Raw genomic sequence first — 16,160 nt, 5'->3', positions numbered from 1 at the left:
ACTACGTAATCTGGAAAATGATAGAAGAACACACCCATGGAACATAACCGCTTATACAGAACGCAGCGGGATGTATTACGATTTTATTTCAAACCCATCACTGATAAACCAGTCTCTTGAAGACTTTAAACCCCATGACGAACAGGAAGCTGTTCAGACATTTTATTCATTCCTGAAATGGATTAATGGAAATGGAAGCCACCTCGAAACTAACGATTGCGCACTCAGGGATTCCATAATTCCCAATAATGATAAACTATTTAAATTCTCTCATAAGATCGATGGGCGTCTAGAATTCTTTTTTCGCGAGCACAATCATAATTGTGATGTTAATCTCAGCACCTGGTTAATGAGAATGCTTTCTCTTTATTTGCAGGTAGAAAGGTCCGACTTCTTCGATGCTCTCATTGACATCCAGCTTGCGCCTACAGAGTTCATCTCGCTTCCGGTTCACGAGTGTGAAGGACACAGAATCAGAATCACCTTCAGTGCATATGGTCACGGAGATACTGACGTCTGGAAGTGCCTTAATACTGTATTCCATAGCCTCTGGGAAGCCACCAAAAGGCTGAATCACGCCATTGAAGAAGGGGATAGCCCCACTTTCCCGTAAGGGAAGTTGCTGAATAAAATATTCTAGGTTCAAATTTGACTCCGGGGGTGAACCAACCCCTTCTTCAACACCAAACTTTAATTCTTCCATTTTTTATCTCTCTGGTTATTACTGTTGATCGCTGGTAAAACTGCCCGCGCTGATAATGGCCCCGCCGATTTCACGCTGGCCGTAAAGTACCGGTACGGGATATCCCATCGCCACGGTGTTAACCGGGGAACCAAAGGCATAGTTCGGTTTATTGTCTGTGCTGGATGATGCGCCCACGTTGTAGCTGGACTGCGGCGTAAGCATCTGCACCACCCCACCCAGCAGCATGGACAGGCCCAGACCGGTGAGCGCCGTTGTGGCCGTGGCCGCTGCCGCAGCACTGATACCCGCAAAAGCCGCAAATGACGCACCCGCCGTGAAAAATGCCGCGACCAGAGCCACTGCGCCGATCACTATCTGTAGCGTACCGCCTCGCTTTGCACCTTCAGCGATGGACATCATCTGAAACTCTGTGGCAGAGCCGGACATTTCAAATTCAGCCAGGCCGATATTTTCTTTCCCGCTGAAGAACGCAAATCGCACACCATTGAGGTGCGCATTCGACACGTAATGTTTGAAGCCCGGAACCTGTGAGCACATCGCCCGCAGCATTTCCCGCAGGTCGGCAACGTGAAAGCGGTGAACCTTGCCGAATTTACGCGCCATTGCGCCCTTAAGCATCAGTGTTTTAAGCATCCATTAACTCCTTTCTGCGCACCACACGCACGGTGCGGTTTCGCCAGTAATCGCCATACGGAACGCGGGTAGAGAGGTTGCCGAAGTTATGGTGAAGAATGATATTGTCACCCAGGTAAATCGCCGCATGGTTTGTGACCGGTGCGCCGATCTGCATCATGATCATATCGCCCCCGCGCATCTCTGCCTGGCTGACCTCAATGAATCCTTCAGCCTGCCAGTTATCGTCGTAACGATTTTCCTGACCGTTCAGCCACCACTCGTAATCCACCGACCAGTTATTCAACGTTATGCCATGCGTCTGCCGATAGTAATCCATAATCAGCGTCCAGCAGTCGGCATGGCCCAGCACCCACTGACGCCCGGTAAAATCACGATCCCCACGCGGTGATATCGTGCAGAAATCTCCGTCAGGCCACGACATAATTCCCCACTCCACCCCGCTGTGGTCGCACTGAATGCGGTCCATTTCAGAGGGGATAAGCTGCGTCACATCCGGGTGGGAGTGGATAATCATTAATATTTCGCCCTGCGTTTCAGCAGAAAGATAATCCTCCGGGGCCAGAGTAAAATGCTCCGTGGGTTTCTCGCTGGTATTACGGCAGGGAATATAAATCTGACCACTGTTTGCCTGCACAACCACCCCGCAGGCTTCCTTCGGATAGTCGGCAGCGACATGCTCACGTATCGCCGCCAGCAGTTTTTCACGCATATTATTTCCCCTGGAGATTAGCTGCCGGGAAGCCGCCGAACGGCAGGGGCTGATCGTCGCCAAACCGTGCCTTACAGTCGGCCAGCCTGCCGCCGCAAATGTCTTTTGACGGATCGGATGTTGCTGAGCCGTCTTTTGCAAAATACTTTGTGCCGTTGTAATCACAGCCGGTGCCAGTGCGATACCAGCCGCGCATACACCATGTGCAGACTGGCGTTATCTGCCGGGATGGCAGTTGCAGCCCCTGGATATCAAACGGTGAGCACAGCTCAAAATCCACCTGTACCCGCGTCTCCGCCGTTTTTGCGTTGACGTAAAAAAGCTGTACACGTTCTTCCTGTGGGTTGGCGTTGGGATTGCCCGCCGTCCAGTTTGCCGCATCAAGATATTTCGCCAGTGTGGTATGAATTTTTACCTTCGCTTTCACCATGTCGTCATATTGCAGGCACAGCGCGGTAACGTAGTTACCCACGTTACCGACCGACAGCTTTGGTGTTGGCTGTGATCCGGTGCTGGTCATTTCCACGCCAGTGAGTTCGTAGGGGTGCGGATCGTATTCATTGCCCTGCCAGATTATTGAGGGCAGGTTTTCTGCGGCAAACGAGGCCCAGCCGTCAGTAGGCAGGTTGTAGGCGTGGAAGCGGAGCACGGTGTCCAGACCAAAATCCGTCCCGTCAATCTCTATCAGCTGCACCAGCTGGCCCGGCTCCAGCGCCTGAATGTCCTGGTTAAAGCTCATGGTTCACCCATAAAAAAAGGACGCCGGAGCGTCCTGTTATCTGTTCGTGACATGTCACGGCGCAAATGCCTGTTCAAAGGTAAAAGTGATTTCCACAAAGTTTCCGTTAACGAACTTTGGATTGATGGAATCCGACTTTACCCGGTACAACTTTTTCTCCCCCCAGGGGTTGGTCCACCAGCAGGAGGTGATGACGTGAGCCTTCAGAAAGGCCCGCACCGTTGCCATTTCAGTGAGTCTGCCGTTAACGGCCAGCGTCCATGACTCAGCCGCATCGTTGATACCCTTGCTGGCGACCTGTTTATAGCCATCGCCAAACTGCGCCTGAATCGTTGATACCGTCAGCTGTTCGCTGGCTTCCGTTCTGGCACACCAGGTAAATGTGTCAATCGCCATAATTAACCCTTGTAAAGCGCTCCACCCGGAGACATTTCCCTGCGCAGGCGGCTGGTGATCTCAGTCTGCACAATGTTTTTAAGCTGGTTTGCCACATCAGACGTACCGGATGCGCTGGTTTGTGAGCCAGTCTCACCCTGCTGAATGGTGACCGGAGCATAAACGCTGATATTTGTGTTTCCCGTACCGCTGTAGCTGTTCACGCCGGAAGAAACCCCGCCAGAGTTATCACCCACCGCACCACCAGAGGCGTAACCTTTCATGAGGCTGTACAGGTTGGATATGCCGATCCGCTCGGTGGCCTCTTTGGTGAAAACAAACTCACCCTTATGAACCACGCCAGCTGGATCGTATTTCCCGCCAGAACCGGTATAACCACCACCGTCATAATCGCTGAAACTGGTACTGAGACCCATTGCACCCATTGCACCCGTTGATACGCCGGCAGAAACGCTGCTCCCTGCGGCAGAACCGGTCAGGCCGCTGGCAACGCTGCCCAGAATGCCGCCCAGCGATGAGCTGGAACTGCCCAACGCATTCACAACAGCCATCTGCAACGCCACTTTTGAAATCATCTGGAGCACGGACAGCCCCCAGCTTTTCCAGTCAGCCTTACTTCCGACCAACATGGCTGACATATTGTCGAGCGCACTGTCCATTGAGCTGGTTATTCCCTGCGATACCGTGCCGGATATGTTGCTGACACTTTCGAGCCAGTTGTCATACCCCTTACTGATACCTGACCGCCAGTCAGCCTGCGACGCGGCCAGCGCCTGATATTTTTTGTCCAGTGCATCAAGCGCGGCGGTTTGTGCAGCCACCGCCTGTGTGCCTTTGTCGGTTTTATCAAACACCCGGTTAATCTGCTGGGTTTCATCAAAACGGGTGCGCTGGCGGTCGCTCAGGCCGCTGGTCTGCGTGGTGAGTGCCGCATCATCCTGATATTTCCGCGCCGCATCGGTTAAATCCTTGAGCGCCTCTGCCTGTTCGCGCTGCTTTTTGATATTGGCGTCTGCCCGCTGCGTCCACGTCTCCAGTTCCGTTGAGGCTGACCGGATCGCTTTGCGCTGCTCATCGGTCCATTTTGTTCCGGCCTGATGCGCGGCAGCGTAGAGTTCTGCCGCCTTCTCACCCTGGCTTGCACGGACGCGCTGAACCTCAAGCGCCACGCTGAGATCGGCCATTTTCCGGCTGTACTGTTCAGCCTGAGCGGCGGCTTCACGTTCGGCTTTGTTCTGGGCATTCGTTGCGGCGGTGCTGTCCTTCTTCGCCTGTGCGGCTTCCGCATCCTTTTTTGCCGCCTGGTCTTTGTCATACACGTACTTCGTGTAAAGCGCTCCCGTCAGTTGAAGATCGTCTGCCTCATACTGGTACTGACGATGCAACTTTTCCAACCCTGCCAGGCTGGACAGTTCATTATCGCGGCGAGCCTTCTCCAGCGCGGTTGACTGCTGCGGCGTGGCTTTTGCCGTTGAGACAACCGGACCGGCGTACTGAGGTGGCGTTGCCCCCCCGGTGGCGGTCATGGACCGGTTAAGCAGATCGTATGCCCCTTTCAGAATGGACACCGCGCCAGCCTGCTCAATCGCCTTTTTAGTTGCCAGGTCGCTGGCGTCGTTGACCAGCTTCTGCGTGGCTTCAACTTTCGCTGCCACCTGTTCACGCTGGTAATCCAGCTTGTTGAGCTGATCGGTGGCATCCTGCTGGCGCTTTGTCAGTTCCTCAACCGACATCAGATTATTAATCCGCGCCAGCCAGGGATGTTCGTCATACTGTTTTTCCATCACCTGCATGGCGCTGAGGCTGTCCCGCGTCTGGCGTATCTGATCGTCCAGAGAGGCAAGGTCTTTTTTCTGCGCCACCAGCGATCCGCTGGCATCAACGGCTGTTGATTTCAGTCCTGCTACAGAGAGCTGCCCCAGCTTGCTGTTAATAGCGTCCAGATTATCAGCAAACGAAACCGCTTCTTTATGCGCCTGCTGAGTATGCTGATAAACGCCATACATCGCCGTGCCGGCAGCAATAATAACGCCTGGCCATCCCCCAAGAATGCCCAGAACGCTGCCGCCCAGGCGCGACATCACCGACGCGGTTTCTGTCAGCCTGGTTGCTGCCGAAGATCGTGCTCCGATGGATGAATTCAGGGTTGCCTGTGCTGCCGCCAGCTGTCGCTCTGCGGCGATTTGCGCTTCTATGCCGCTGGCAGCAACACGCGCCTGTTGCGCCCGGTAAACAGCCTGCCGTGCAGCCGCCACGCTGGTTTGTGTGGCTCTGAGCTGGGCGCTGGCAAGCGCCACTTCAGCGGCGGTATTGGAGACAACCGACGCAGTAGCCGTGGTAACACTGGAAACCATATTGCCGAAATACCGCGCCACGCCCAGCCCAATCAGCAGGCCGGTAACGTCAGCAACGGTATCGATGTTTTTTGCCAGGCCGTCGAGCACACCGGAGAGCGTGGATGACGCACCCACGGCATTGTTTGCGCCACCTACCCAGGCCATAAAGGCGTTCTCAACCTTCTGAGTGGAACCGCTGATCGAAGCAGGCAGCGAATCAAACTCTTTACGCAGCTGATCGACGTTGGTCAGGATAGGCACAATCTTGTCTGTGGTCAGTTGGCCGTTGTTCGCCATGTTGCGCAGACCGCCCACCGTGGTATTCAGACCGGTAGCAAGCAACTTCGCCAGCCTGCCGCCGTTCTCCATGATGGCGTTAAATTCCTCACCGCGCAGAACACCCGATCCCAGCGCCTGACTGAGCTGGGTTATCACGGAACTGGCTTCTTCAGTACTGGCCCCGGAGAGCTTCAGCGAGGTGGCAACGGTTTCGGTCACTTTAGCGACGTCTGACGACGCATAGCCCGCATCGCGCAGGGAAGACGCAATACGGCTGTACAGATTGGCGTTGGCTTCAAACGATGTACCGGTCCGCTGGCTGACCGCCATCAGAGTACTTTGCGCGGTGGCAAAGTCGTCTGCTGAGGTTGACGCCAGTTTGAGCCGTCCGTTCAGCTGATTCCAGGTGTCAGCAAAGTGGATCAGCTGCCCTGTGGCAAAAGCACCGGCAAATGCGCCCGCCATGCCTGTGGCGGTGGATTTTACCGATGCCAGTTGATCGTTAAGTTCGGACAGGGAGCGCTGCGTTTCCCGCGTGGCCGCTGCCGCCTTGCGTCCGCCCTGCTCCATCGTTTTGTAATAATCCGCACCCATGCGTGAGGCGCGGGAAATCTCCGACTGAAATGACGCGGAATTTGCAGAAATCTTGATAATCAGTTCGCGCAGCGTTGCCATAATTAACCCTGTCAGCCCGCCTGCGCGGGATTGTTAAGCCAGTTCACTGAGAAAACCTTCCAGCCCGGACACGTCTTCTTTTTCTTCTTCACCCCACCGCAGGATCACATCGTCCATGCTGATTTTACCGCCCTGCGAATTCAGTACCGCCGTGGCAATCTGCGCCGCCTGAATATCGCCGCGCCGGTCACTGATCGGGCTGATGCGGTCATATTCAATCCACATCTTCAGTTCGCTGGCGGTAATGGTTGAGGTCAGTTCGTGCAGGGTTCGCCCAAGACGAAGGGCCAGCGTCATAAGAAAGAAGGTGCCGGGCGATTTTACTTTGCGTCGGCGTCAGCCTGTGTTGTGCTCAGGTCCAGTGCCTGCTTAAGAAGGCGGGCATGTACCGGTCCATAAATCGCCTGCACCTGATCCCTGTCTTCTGTCAGAAATACCGGCATGGACTCTTCATCAAGCACGACATCAATGAACAGCACCACGTCTGCACGAAGATTACGGTGGGCGACCTGCGCGGCAGTCAGCCTGATTTCTTCGCTACCCTCAGAGGGTCGCGGGGCAATAATTTCATTCCACTCAAGCCAGGCCTGCGCAGAGGGTTCGCGTAAATTCACCTCAACACCGCCCCACTCAGGCACGGTAACGGTTTTGCTGCGAAAGCCAGAAAGGGGCGCAAGTGCAAGACTGCGCAGGGATAACGCTGATTTTTTTGCTGTCATTATTTTTATCCAGTAGCGAGTAAAACAGCGCCCGCAAGCGCCGGTGGAAAATTAAGAGCCGGATTCGCTGGCAACGATCGGAACAGGCTTACCCTTTACGCGAAGGGAATAGGTCGCACTGACCACGGCAGATGTGCCAGCGGTCCAGGTGCTTTGACGCACTTCAACCAGAATGTAAAAACCGTTGCCGGACGGGAACAGGATGCGGAGGGCGCGGAGTTCATCATTTTCATACGCGGTCTGCAATGACTGCTGCGCGGCTTCATCGCCCACCCAGTTACGGGTGATCGACATTTCAGCCGGTGCCGCGAGTCCGTTGGTCTGCTCCTGTTCGGTTGAACACAGCGTGGTGACGTCAATATCCGACTTCTGCCCCCCGGTGTAGGTGATCTCCTTACTGGCACAGGCTGCATCCAGCCACTGAGCACTGGTTGGGTTTGCTTCGGTGACGGCAGCAGCGGTAACGCTGAATGACATCCCCTTCGTTAATTCATATTTACTGGTCATGTTTTCTCCGGGCATAAAAAAACCACCTTTCGGTGGCGTGTCAGGTTTTAATGGATGTCAGGTCATGATCTGGACTTCAAGCATGGCCCGGTAAAGCGACGTATCCGTTTCGTAGCTGTTGGTGTCATTCATCTGCGTGAACGCCAGCGGGACCAGTGCAGCGCGAACGCTTTCGCGTAGCTGTCTGGCCTCATCAATACTGTTTGAATACACATCTATTTGTAAGGTAGCCGTCATTTCTGCCGGACCGCATAAGGTGTCGGCAGAAACTTCGGAATTCAGTGAGTAAACCACCCACGGCGGTGAAACAGCGGGTTCACCCTGGGCATTCAGCGGCACCACGTAGGGGTAAACCTGTCCGGATGCCAGAGACGACAGCAAAGGGTAAATATCAGCTTCGGTCATTTCAACAGCGCCTTATCAATCGCCGCGTTGGCTTTTTCAAACGCCGCCTGCGCAGCCTGTTCCTGTCTGGCATCATAAGCCGGGCGCAGAAACGGCACCGGGGCCATGTTTGATGTGCCCAACTCCAGAAAGCGCCAGTAAAAGGCGTTCAGTTTGTCACTCGTTTTCAGTTTGTTATCACTGTTGCCGGTGCGTGGGTTGGTGCCACGGACGTGAACCCCGGAGACAATCCCGCCGTCACGGTCACGCTGCGTCATCACCACAATGTTTTTCTTCAGCCTGCCGGAGCGTACCGGGGCACGTTTGACCGCCTCATCTTTAAACACCGTGGCCGCTGCGCGGGTAGCGTCACGCAATACCTTGCGGTTTTCGGCTTTGCTCAGTGCATTGAGATCGTCGGACAGGTCAAGCAGGCCGGAAAAGTCGAGTTTTGTATCGATCACGTTTTCACCCCCTGCTTACAGAGAATTTCCATTCGGTCGTTAAGTGAGTCACAAATTGGCGGTGACACTATGTCAATCAATTGCCCCTTAAAAATGCCTGATTCACACCTCAATCGGGATGATGAGGAAATATCACCCGTCATTCGGACCCAAACACGAATAGTTGCCTCGGCTTTTTCTGCACCCGATGCTAGAATTTCTCGTCCACTGATACTTTTAATCTCAGCCCATATCGTTCTGCCATCCTGCCAGTGATCCTGTTTTTGACCTGATGGCATGCGGGATGTTGTGGAGTTAACTATAGTTACCCTTTCTCTGAGTCTTCCTGCCTGCATGTGATCACCCTTATAGAACAGTAGGTTTGCGAAGCGAATAGATCAGGCTCGTTACAGAAAAAGGTAATTGACCCTGATGATAATGCGCCTCTTCCTCGCCTCCGCGAACGCGGTCAAGAATTCCTACAAAAATAAGCGTAGCCTGCTTAACGCGCGTCAGTTCGGGCGAATCTTCAATTACCTTACCGTCTTCTCCAACAACCTTTTCACGACTTCCCTGTATGTAGTCATACACAGCAGTGCTGGCTGAATAAATTTTTAGTTGCAGGTCATGATCACCAGAATCAGTATCAATTCTCAGATGGGATTTAGCTTCGTCAAGTGTAACAAATTCAAGCATCAACTTGACCTCCCATCACGACCACGTTTGACAGCCAGCTTCCACCCTTTAACACCTTGCTCCCCCGGTTTACCGCTTGTTTCATTGCAGCAGTACCAGACCGAACCACCCCAGGTAACGCTGTCGCCCGGATAATATTTCTCGCCCTCTTTAAAAATATCGCGGTAGATCATTACCGGAATACTGAATGTCTTTTCAGTGACAGTACCGCTGGCGAGCTGAGCAGAAATGGTAAATTCCCGCTCGTTATCCTGGCTTATATCAATAGCTGAGATGCCATCAACGAGGCATTCCCAGCCATTCATGCCGGTTGTTTTCTGAAATGATCGCCACAGCCCACCCTGATGGATGGCATACGTGCCGCGAGGGTGCGACTTTTCAGCATCGATGCAGGGCATAATTTCAATCTGAAGCGCGTCTTTCCCGTCTGTACCGGGTTCGCCATCTTTTGTCGGGGGTATTGCTGATACAGCATCCTTCACCATCTGCCCGATGTCTGGCAGCGGTTCAGGTTGTGGAAACTGAATACATGACACCTGTGCGGTAACGGCATCTTTCACCATTGCACCAATATCCGGCAGCGCAGGCAGTTCCGGTTTTGGCAGCGCCGCAACAGCATCTGTAATCATTTTTTCCACATCAGGAAGGGGTTTAGGCTGCGGTAACTCAATTACTGACACCTGTGCGGTAACGGCATCTTTCACCATTGCACCAATATCCGGCAGTGCAGGAGCGGCGGGTAGCTGTATCGCGGCCACGGCATCGCTGACCATCCTGGAAACATCCGGCAGTTCAGGCGCTGAAGGCACCTCGATCTTTTCGATCACGGCCTGAGCAATGGCGTTTTCACCAGGCATTGAGCGCTGCACTTCCTCAATCAGTAATGCCTGCGCGGCCAGTGACTCCTCAAGGTGGAGGATTTCTGCCGATTTTTCAGCGAGTACAGCATCGTATTTTTTCTGCATTGCGGTAAATTGTTCTTTTACCGCTGCGCCCACGGCCTGCAACAGTGACATGTCACGCTCATTCATGGGTAAGCAGTCCTTTCATTATTGTCCTGACGATGAACTGCTCCGATTCAGTCAGAGCCTTTATGCTTTGATCGTCAGCCGGTGGGGTTTGAGTGGGATTCTGGTGTTGTGTTTCAGTGCTTGTACCGAAAGGGTTTTCCTGAGCATCTCGTTTTGCAAGCGCGGCCAGGCTGTAATTTTGCTGCTGCATATAAGGCGTATCTCCGCCATCAACCGGCAACATATTCTCTTTTTTGCGGGCTTGGTTGGGGGTAAGGAACCCAGCTCCGATACCTTCCCCGTAAGCTTTATATCGGCCTTCCGTATCCATCCTGATTAGCACATCAAGGTCAAATTCAACCCCTGTGATCGGGTCAAGTTCCAGCGCTTCATCGAGCAACAACTCAATAGCCTCGATATGGGTTTGCAGACACTGGGAGTAATACCCCTGATCCAACGCCTCAATATTATTATAAGACGGGGTTGTGGCCGTATCGACCTTATAAAGGGGAACGTGAAAAGTTGAGCAAATAATTTTGGCCGTCAGGCTAAGCTGCTCAACCATCTGGGCATCAACCGCTGTCATGGCGATAGTCATAAAGTTTGCACCATCCGCTAAGAGACCCGTTTTACCGGCGTTCGCACCAGAATAGCCCTCATCCCATGCAGTTTTAATTTCCCTCGCCTTATCGGCGTCCACCGCACCGGGAACGGTTATCACTCCACCAGGTTTACCGCCATTTTTAAAATGGTTAGCGGAATTAGTCAGGATGGCATCGCCCTGCATCGCAGTAAGCCCACAGGCATAGATGGGTGACAATCCGCAGAGGGGATGGAAAAAGCAGTTAAAACGGTCGTGAATGATTTCTCTTGCAGGAACCATTACCTGTGTTTCCAGTCCGTTAATATTATCCGGACGAACCTGATAGAAAATTTCCCCATCATCGGTGATATAAGGTGTCACTTTGTTAGGGTCAAGCACGCGCCACTGAGTAACCTGGCCTGTTGGATCGCGTATTTTCAGTACGTAGGTGTTGCCATCCGACAGTTTGGAATTCATCCAGGCCTCAAAAAATTGCATTCTGGTCTGAAAGTTGTTTGGCTTTCGCAGCAGAGGTAAGATTTTCTCATCGTCGTGATCTTCCCAGATGCCATTGCTTAACTTCTTTTTTAGCAGCAGCGGCATTTTAGCAATATCAGCAGAAATCAGGGAGATGCAGGAAAACACGGCGTGATAAGCCAGTACAGTAGTGGCATCAACTTCCACGTTTCTCTGCCATGAGCCGGTAAATGATTCAAAAATTCTGCGCCATGAACCTCCATTTGCAGCCTGCAACGCCTTTTCTACTGATGGCTTTTTGCGGAAAAAACTGAACATCGGCTGCTTCTCCTGATATTTATTTTTTCTTACGGGTTACCGTTTTTTTTTCGACGGTATCCGTGAATTCAACATAGCCGGTCAGACGCAAAATCTCCGCATCACGGTCATTCAAAAAACGTTTTTCACCCACATGGGCATCATGGGTGCCTTTCAGATATCTGACTTGCTTCATAGAAAAAAACGGGGATTTCTCCCCGCATCTCCTTAACTTCCCGGATTGGTACCGTAGTTAACGCCTGAGATGACTGCAACAGCAGCATTGCGGCGGCGCTTCCAGTTAATCCAGCGTTCGGCACGGATGGCAACGCTGTTGGTTTGAAACATGGAAACCATCTCTACTGGCGTCGGTGTGGTGCTGTCACCAGTAGGAGCGCTTTCCATTTCCAGTGATGCTTCGCGAGACATATCCACCGCAACACCGCCATCATCTGCGAGGTAAATATCCGGCGCATTCACCAGGATCAGGTAGCTGCCTACATACTGCGAGACAATGACCGGCAGGCCCTGGAAAGTGCCACCCAGCATAGTCATTTCAGGGTATTCTTTCTGGCCAAGCGCATTCTTACGCATAGATAGCGCCAGTGCGTTCGTACTGGACATAAGCCAGACGGCACCTGTGGGCTGTAGATTCGCAGTCACAAAAGTAGCAAATGCAGCCTGTGCATCATCATCAGGACTACCGGTTGAAGAAATGGTAGTGATGCCATTAGTGATTGATGCAGGAGACACGCCAGCCGTTTCTGCTTTTTTAGGGTCGATAAAGTCCGTATCCAGTCGGGCAATAACTGCTTCTGCCAGCGCATTACGCACAAGCGCATCGGCAGCAGGATTGGAGAAGCGGATCAGCTCATCGGTCAGAACAGCAATCGCGGCCACTTTTGCAAAACCAAAGGTGATGGACTCAAAATCAAATTTGGTCAGCGGTTTGGCTTTACCCTGGCCTACCCAGTTAGCTGAACCGCCAGAAGTCTGAGCGGGGATGCGCACATTAAAAGGTACGCTGCGCAGTGCAGGAATTGCCCCCTGACCAAAACGGCCAATGACGGTCTGAGGGCGCAGGAATTCAATAAAGTCCTGAGCATATTCCTGGTACTCAACCAGGCTTCCCGCCCATGTCGGATCGGTAGTTGACCCAGCACCTACGGCAGACTTGATAACATGGTGTAGCCTGGCATCATCCTTATACTGTGATTTAGCAATCTCCAGCGCATCGCTGCGACTGCCATTAGCTGCGGCCAGGCACTTGGCGAAACGGGCGAAACCGATACCTTTTTCCAGCTTCTGCTCGACGCGAATGACGCCGGGTGCACGGTTATCTGTCGTGGTAACAACCTGACCACCAGCGGCTTTCTGCACCGGTTTTGCGGTAGCCGCTTTGGTGGACTCCATGTCTCGCAGGCGTGCGAGATGGGCATCAACGCTTTTGATTTCAGAGGATACTTCGTCGTATTTCTCTTCTTCTTCAGCGTCCAGGGTGCGTCCTTCTTCAAAGGATTTTGCCATCACCGCTTCGCGCTCAGCGTCCAGGGTGGCACGCTTGGTTTCGAACGATTTAATCTGTTCTGCAATATTCATCTGTTTTCCCTTAATCGGAGTAATTTTCTTCGCTGTAGCGCCAGCGGTTTTCTCAGTTGTTGACTCCGGCTGGTTTTGGCCCGACGCGGCCCGCAGCTTTTCATCAATAGATTTAACGGTGTTGATCGTGCCTTCTGCATTGGCCGGCACAGTCACCACCGAGAGCTCGTACCACTCCCATCTGATGAACCTGATCCCGCCCTCATCGATATAGGCGTACTCAATTGGTCGGAAGCCGATAGACAGCCCCTTAACCAGACCCAGGCGAATACTTTGCCAGGCCTCTTCCAGTCGTGCGGACAGCTGGCTGGGAGCATCTGCTTTGGCCAGCGTGGCTTTAATCTCAATACCTTCAGTCGTCACTTTTGCACTGCTAACTTCACCAATGGGAGACTGATGGTCGTGCTGCCAGAGCAACGGGATAGGAAGCTGAAACTCAGCCCCTTCAGGCATCACAACGTCGCCATAACGATCAGGTGTTGGCGTTGTCGCTATACCGGTGATCTCCCGTGTATCCTCGTTAACCGCTTTAACCACCAGGAGGCTTACAGCGTGTTGATGCTTCATTTCCTTATCTCCAGAAACGAAAAACCCGCCGTAGCGGGTTGTAAAAAAAGCGATTTCTCTAAATGAAAAATACGCCGTAGTCCTTTTTGGTTGGTGCCGGATTCAGTGATAACAGCGAGATGGCATTAAAAAGCGCCATCAGCGGGTCAATTTTGCCGATCCCGCTGGCTCCTTTGGTAACGAGGGGGGCATTACCACTGATAACGACTTTTGCATTGCCTACGCACCAGTTCATCAGCTGCTGGGGCGCATGCCGGAGAGTGCCCTCCGCCAGTTTCCGTTCGGTGGTCTTGCAAGCACCACCCAGCTTCCACCCCTGACTGATCCCGACAACCAATTCCTGTGGGATGCCTGCATCAATGAGCGTATCCAGCAGCACACCAATACCTGCGGGGTCCATGCCAACTTTATCCAGCAGTCCGGCCTCATATATCTGAAAAACATACATGGCCACTTCATCGGCATCATCACCCACTTTGGAGACGATGGTCAGATCGCCCTGCCTCTCAAAGTCTCGCAATTTGCTTTCTTCGCTTTTACGTCGCTCCAGCATCTTTACGTGGCACCAGGCATGGGACCATGTCAGCCAGTCGCGGGTTTTACGGTCGCGACCGGCGATGGACAGACCGAGAAGATCGTCCAGTCCACCACCATCTATGCCAACGTCAATGACCTCGCACCGGCTTAAAATCTGTTTGAAGGTAACCGAGGGGTCGGCCTGCACCTCCCAAAACTCCGCGCCAGCCCAACGGTCATTCCGTAGATTCATGCCGATCTCAACGTTGAGATGCTTGGCGAGAAACTTTCTCAGGCTCCCTTCATCTTCCTGCGACCGCTTGAGATACTCATCGTCCAGCCACTCTTTACTGACCGAGCGACCCATATTCGGGTTGGTGATGTAAAAGTTATCCGGGTTGCGGAACCCTTCTTTTTCCACCATCTCAGGGGGGAATTCATAGAGAATCCCGAGCGTTTTTCCGTCTTTAATGACGCCATCACGAACGTTGCGCCAGTAATCCAGTTTCTTTTTGAATACCCCAGCCGGTGGCTCATCACTTTGCGTGGTCAGATAAATCACCCACCCCTCATTGCGGGATACCTGTCCGCCCAGGGCCTCAATAAACATCGCATCGGCTTTGGCGTTTTTGCCGAACAGCCACAACTCTTCAACCAGAATTCGCCCGGCCTTTTTACCCGAAACCGTATCGCTGTCGGCGGCTACTACCTTCAGGCTGTTGCGGTTGATGCGGTGGGTAATAGTGCGGATGTGATCCTGGATATGGAAAATGATTGATAGTTCTTCATCTTCCCGAACCATACTGGCAGCGGGTTTAAAGCAGTTATCGGCAACCTCTTTTGTTGGTGCCAGAATCAGATGCTCTTCATCTGCACGCCAGCAGATAATAAGCGCAGTCAGCATTATCCCGGCAGCAATGGTCGATTTGGTATTCTTCTTACTAATCAGCAGTCCATACTCACGTATCAACTGATTCCCGGTCTGCTGGTCATAACCACCAAATATCGCCAGCACGAAATCAAAGACCCAGTCTTCAGAACACTCACCGAAAGTTGGCTTGCCCGGCAGGTCAGTTACCCTCAGCTCCTTAAAAATTGCCAGGGCGTAGTTGCCAGAATCAGCAAAAATCGGCGGCGGAATGATTGATTCCCGATTGATCAGCTTTATGGCCCAGTCAATGCACGCTGTAGACCATTCAGGCATTGTTATCTCCCGTTACTCACAACCAGTTTCGGCGGTGCCATTCCGCTGAACTTACTGGCAGCTTTCTTCGCTGCTGCGTCTTTGGCTTCTTTCTTGCCCGTATCGCCCATTTTCTGGCAGACGTAAGGGGCAAGTTTTGCGGCTGCTTCCAGGCTGAGTTTCGGATCAACCAGAAGGTTATCGCTCATGATTCGTTTCATCACGGCGATGGGATCATCAAACTGGAGCGGAGTTTCTACCGGGGGTAAATCTGCCTGAGGAACCGGCTCTGGCAATGAGTCAGCAGGGTTAACTATCCTGACCCTCTCCATATAACCGATCACGTCTTTATCTTTGGCCAGCTGGCTTCCTTTCACCTTCGCCGTTTTTTCACTGTATCCCGCCTGAATTGCGGCCTGTCGCTGATTGCTGCCCTTCATCAGGGCATCAGCAAACTTCTTTTTCTGCCCTGTCAGCATGGTTACCTCATAGGTTTATAGGGTTAACTGGGTGGGTTAATAACCTTAAAAAAAGGGAAATTTTCTGCGCGTGAGAGGGTGGGCGGTTTCGGCGTCATTCGTGCTTGAACTTTGTAACTCCCCCCCCTACCTAAGTTGCTAATGAGAATTATTATCTGATCTTGGGTGGCGGCAGAGATTTCGCTATAGGGGCTTTGGATGCGCATGGCTGATAACCGGGCCAG

At 52.7% G+C, this 16,160-nt stretch carries 19 protein-coding genes; all 19 read right to left on the bottom strand.

Annotated features, from left to right (window positions below; translation table 11 throughout):
- Positions 1 to 346: 346 nt before the first annotated feature.
- Genes AC3RPL_RS05510 through AC3RPL_RS05420 form a run of 19 tightly spaced genes read right to left on the bottom strand, consistent with a single transcriptional unit; the run spans position 347 to position 15,936 of the window.
- Complete coding sequence (locus AC3RPL_RS05510) at positions 347 to 703, bottom strand: hypothetical protein (protein WP_490738928.1); 357 nt, start codon at positions 701 to 703, stop codon at positions 347 to 349.
- Positions 704 to 721: 18 nt separating this feature from the next.
- On the bottom strand, positions 722 to 1,339 hold the full coding sequence (locus AC3RPL_RS05505) for a tail assembly protein (protein WP_490738927.1): 618 nt from the start codon (positions 1,337 to 1,339) through the stop codon (positions 722 to 724).
- A complete protein-coding gene (locus tag AC3RPL_RS05500; protein ID WP_490738926.1) occupies positions 1,332 to 2,051 on the bottom strand; it encodes a C40 family peptidase in 720 nt (239 codons plus the stop codon). Before AC3RPL_RS05500 ends, AC3RPL_RS05505 begins: the two co-directional genes overlap by 8 nt.
- A gap of 1 nt (position 2,052) precedes the next feature.
- On the bottom strand, positions 2,053 to 2,790 hold the full coding sequence (locus tag AC3RPL_RS05495) for a phage minor tail protein L (protein WP_490738925.1): 738 nt from the start codon (positions 2,788 to 2,790) through the stop codon (positions 2,053 to 2,055).
- Positions 2,791 to 2,844: 54 nt separating this feature from the next.
- Complete coding sequence (locus AC3RPL_RS05490; protein WP_490738924.1) at positions 2,845 to 3,186, bottom strand: phage tail protein; 342 nt, start codon at positions 3,184 to 3,186, stop codon at positions 2,845 to 2,847.
- A 2-nt stretch (positions 3,187 to 3,188) separates the two neighbouring features.
- Complete coding sequence (locus AC3RPL_RS05485) at positions 3,189 to 6,476, bottom strand: phage tail tape measure protein (protein ID WP_490738923.1); 3,288 nt, start codon at positions 6,474 to 6,476, stop codon at positions 3,189 to 3,191.
- 33 nt (positions 6,477 to 6,509) lie between these two features.
- The gene (locus AC3RPL_RS05480; protein WP_490738922.1) at positions 6,510 to 6,773 is read right to left on the bottom strand and encodes a phage tail assembly protein T; all 264 of its coding nucleotides are present in this window, start codon (positions 6,771 to 6,773) and stop codon (positions 6,510 to 6,512) included.
- A gap of 23 nt (positions 6,774 to 6,796) precedes the next feature.
- Entirely contained in the window at positions 6,797 to 7,195 is a 399-nt protein-coding gene (locus AC3RPL_RS05475; protein WP_490738921.1) for a phage tail assembly chaperone, read from the bottom strand.
- A 51-nt stretch (positions 7,196 to 7,246) separates the two neighbouring features.
- A complete protein-coding gene (locus AC3RPL_RS05470; protein WP_490738920.1) occupies positions 7,247 to 7,702 on the bottom strand; it encodes a phage tail tube protein in 456 nt (151 codons plus the stop codon).
- Positions 7,703 to 7,759: 57 nt separating this feature from the next.
- Positions 7,760 to 8,107 carry a tail completion protein gp17 gene (gene gp17 / locus AC3RPL_RS05465; RefSeq protein ID WP_490738919.1) on the bottom strand — a complete coding sequence of 116 codons (348 nt, stop codon included), beginning with the start codon at positions 8,105 to 8,107 and terminating at the stop codon, positions 7,760 to 7,762.
- Positions 8,104 to 8,550 (bottom strand): HK97-gp10 family putative phage morphogenesis protein, encoded by a 447-nt coding sequence (locus tag AC3RPL_RS05460; RefSeq protein WP_490738918.1) that lies wholly within the window; start codon positions 8,548 to 8,550, stop codon positions 8,104 to 8,106. The genes gp17 and AC3RPL_RS05460 overlap by 4 nt, the downstream gene beginning before the upstream one ends.
- Positions 8,547 to 8,885: a phage head closure protein gene (locus AC3RPL_RS05455; RefSeq protein WP_490738917.1), complete on the bottom strand. Its 339-nt coding sequence runs from the start codon at positions 8,883 to 8,885 to the stop codon at positions 8,547 to 8,549. Before AC3RPL_RS05455 ends, AC3RPL_RS05460 begins: the two co-directional genes overlap by 4 nt.
- 10 nt (positions 8,886 to 8,895) lie before the next feature.
- The gene (locus tag AC3RPL_RS05450) at positions 8,896 to 9,225 is read right to left on the bottom strand and encodes a head-tail connector protein (RefSeq protein WP_490738916.1); all 330 of its coding nucleotides are present in this window, start codon (positions 9,223 to 9,225) and stop codon (positions 8,896 to 8,898) included.
- Entirely contained in the window at positions 9,225 to 10,256 is a 1,032-nt protein-coding gene (locus AC3RPL_RS05445) for a phage gp6-like head-tail connector protein (protein WP_490738915.1), read from the bottom strand. Before AC3RPL_RS05445 ends, AC3RPL_RS05450 begins: the two co-directional genes overlap by 1 nt.
- On the bottom strand, positions 10,249 to 11,613 hold the full coding sequence (locus AC3RPL_RS05440; protein WP_490738914.1) for a phage portal protein: 1,365 nt from the start codon (positions 11,611 to 11,613) through the stop codon (positions 10,249 to 10,251). The genes AC3RPL_RS05445 and AC3RPL_RS05440 overlap by 8 nt, the downstream gene beginning before the upstream one ends.
- A 19-nt stretch (positions 11,614 to 11,632) precedes the next feature.
- Positions 11,633 to 11,788, bottom strand: coding sequence for a hypothetical protein (locus tag AC3RPL_RS05435; RefSeq protein ID WP_490738913.1), 156 nt, complete (start codon positions 11,786 to 11,788; stop codon positions 11,633 to 11,635).
- A 32-nt stretch (positions 11,789 to 11,820) separates the two neighbouring features.
- Positions 11,821 to 13,758, bottom strand: a complete 1,938-nt coding sequence (locus AC3RPL_RS05430; RefSeq protein ID WP_490738912.1) for a phage major capsid protein — start codon at positions 13,756 to 13,758, stop codon at positions 11,821 to 11,823.
- Between the two features lie 58 nt (positions 13,759 to 13,816).
- Positions 13,817 to 15,478 carry a terminase large subunit gene (locus AC3RPL_RS05425; protein WP_490738911.1) on the bottom strand — a complete coding sequence of 554 codons (1,662 nt, stop codon included), beginning with the start codon at positions 15,476 to 15,478 and terminating at the stop codon, positions 13,817 to 13,819.
- Between the two features lie 2 nt (positions 15,479 to 15,480).
- Complete coding sequence (locus AC3RPL_RS05420) at positions 15,481 to 15,936, bottom strand: terminase small subunit (RefSeq protein WP_490738910.1); 456 nt, start codon at positions 15,934 to 15,936, stop codon at positions 15,481 to 15,483.
- Positions 15,937 to 16,160 lie beyond the last annotated feature (224 nt).

This window comes from Erwinia papayae, assembly GCF_058241465.1.
Note: the sequence above shows the minus strand (reverse complement) of the source record. Positions and strands in the feature narration are given on the sequence as shown.

Excerpts from the sequence above, each read along its gene's own strand:
- AC3RPL_RS05475 (WP_490738921.1), bottom strand. The coding sequence starts at position 7,195 with ATGACAGCAAAAAAATCAGCGTTATCCCTGCGCAGTCTTGCACTTGCG.
- AC3RPL_RS05445 (WP_490738915.1), bottom strand. The coding sequence starts at position 10,256 with ATGAATGAGCGTGACATGTCACTGTTGCAGGCCGTGGGCGCAGCGGTA.
- AC3RPL_RS05470 (WP_490738920.1), bottom strand. The coding sequence starts at position 7,702 with ATGACCAGTAAATATGAATTAACGAAGGGGATGTCATTCAGCGTTACC.
- AC3RPL_RS05480 (WP_490738922.1), bottom strand. The coding sequence starts at position 6,773 with ATGACGCTGGCCCTTCGTCTTGGGCGAACCCTGCACGAACTGACCTCA.
- AC3RPL_RS05455 (WP_490738917.1), bottom strand. The coding sequence starts at position 8,885 with ATGCAGGCAGGAAGACTCAGAGAAAGGGTAACTATAGTTAACTCCACA.
- AC3RPL_RS05440 (WP_490738914.1), bottom strand. The coding sequence starts at position 11,613 with ATGTTCAGTTTTTTCCGCAAAAAGCCATCAGTAGAAAAGGCGTTGCAG.
- AC3RPL_RS05500 (WP_490738926.1), bottom strand. The coding sequence starts at position 2,051 with ATGCGTGAAAAACTGCTGGCGGCGATACGTGAGCATGTCGCTGCCGAC.
- AC3RPL_RS05510 (WP_490738928.1), bottom strand. The coding sequence starts at position 703 with ATGGAAGAATTAAAGTTTGGTGTTGAAGAAGGGGTTGGTTCACCCCCG.
- AC3RPL_RS05505 (WP_490738927.1), bottom strand. The coding sequence starts at position 1,339 with ATGCTTAAAACACTGATGCTTAAGGGCGCAATGGCGCGTAAATTCGGC.
- AC3RPL_RS05430 (WP_490738912.1), bottom strand. The coding sequence starts at position 13,758 with ATGAAGCATCAACACGCTGTAAGCCTCCTGGTGGTTAAAGCGGTTAAC.
- AC3RPL_RS05450 (WP_490738916.1), bottom strand. The coding sequence starts at position 9,225 with ATGCTTGAATTTGTTACACTTGACGAAGCTAAATCCCATCTGAGAATT.
- AC3RPL_RS05495 (WP_490738925.1), bottom strand. The coding sequence starts at position 2,790 with ATGAGCTTTAACCAGGACATTCAGGCGCTGGAGCCGGGCCAGCTGGTG.
- AC3RPL_RS05435 (WP_490738913.1), bottom strand. The coding sequence starts at position 11,788 with ATGAAGCAAGTCAGATATCTGAAAGGCACCCATGATGCCCATGTGGGT.
- AC3RPL_RS05490 (WP_490738924.1), bottom strand. The coding sequence starts at position 3,186 with ATGGCGATTGACACATTTACCTGGTGTGCCAGAACGGAAGCCAGCGAA.
- AC3RPL_RS05485 (WP_490738923.1), bottom strand. The coding sequence starts at position 6,476 with ATGGCAACGCTGCGCGAACTGATTATCAAGATTTCTGCAAATTCCGCG.
- gp17 (WP_490738919.1), bottom strand. The coding sequence starts at position 8,107 with ATGACCGAAGCTGATATTTACCCTTTGCTGTCGTCTCTGGCATCCGGA.
- AC3RPL_RS05420 (WP_490738910.1), bottom strand. The coding sequence starts at position 15,936 with ATGCTGACAGGGCAGAAAAAGAAGTTTGCTGATGCCCTGATGAAGGGC.
- AC3RPL_RS05425 (WP_490738911.1), bottom strand. The coding sequence starts at position 15,478 with ATGCCTGAATGGTCTACAGCGTGCATTGACTGGGCCATAAAGCTGATC.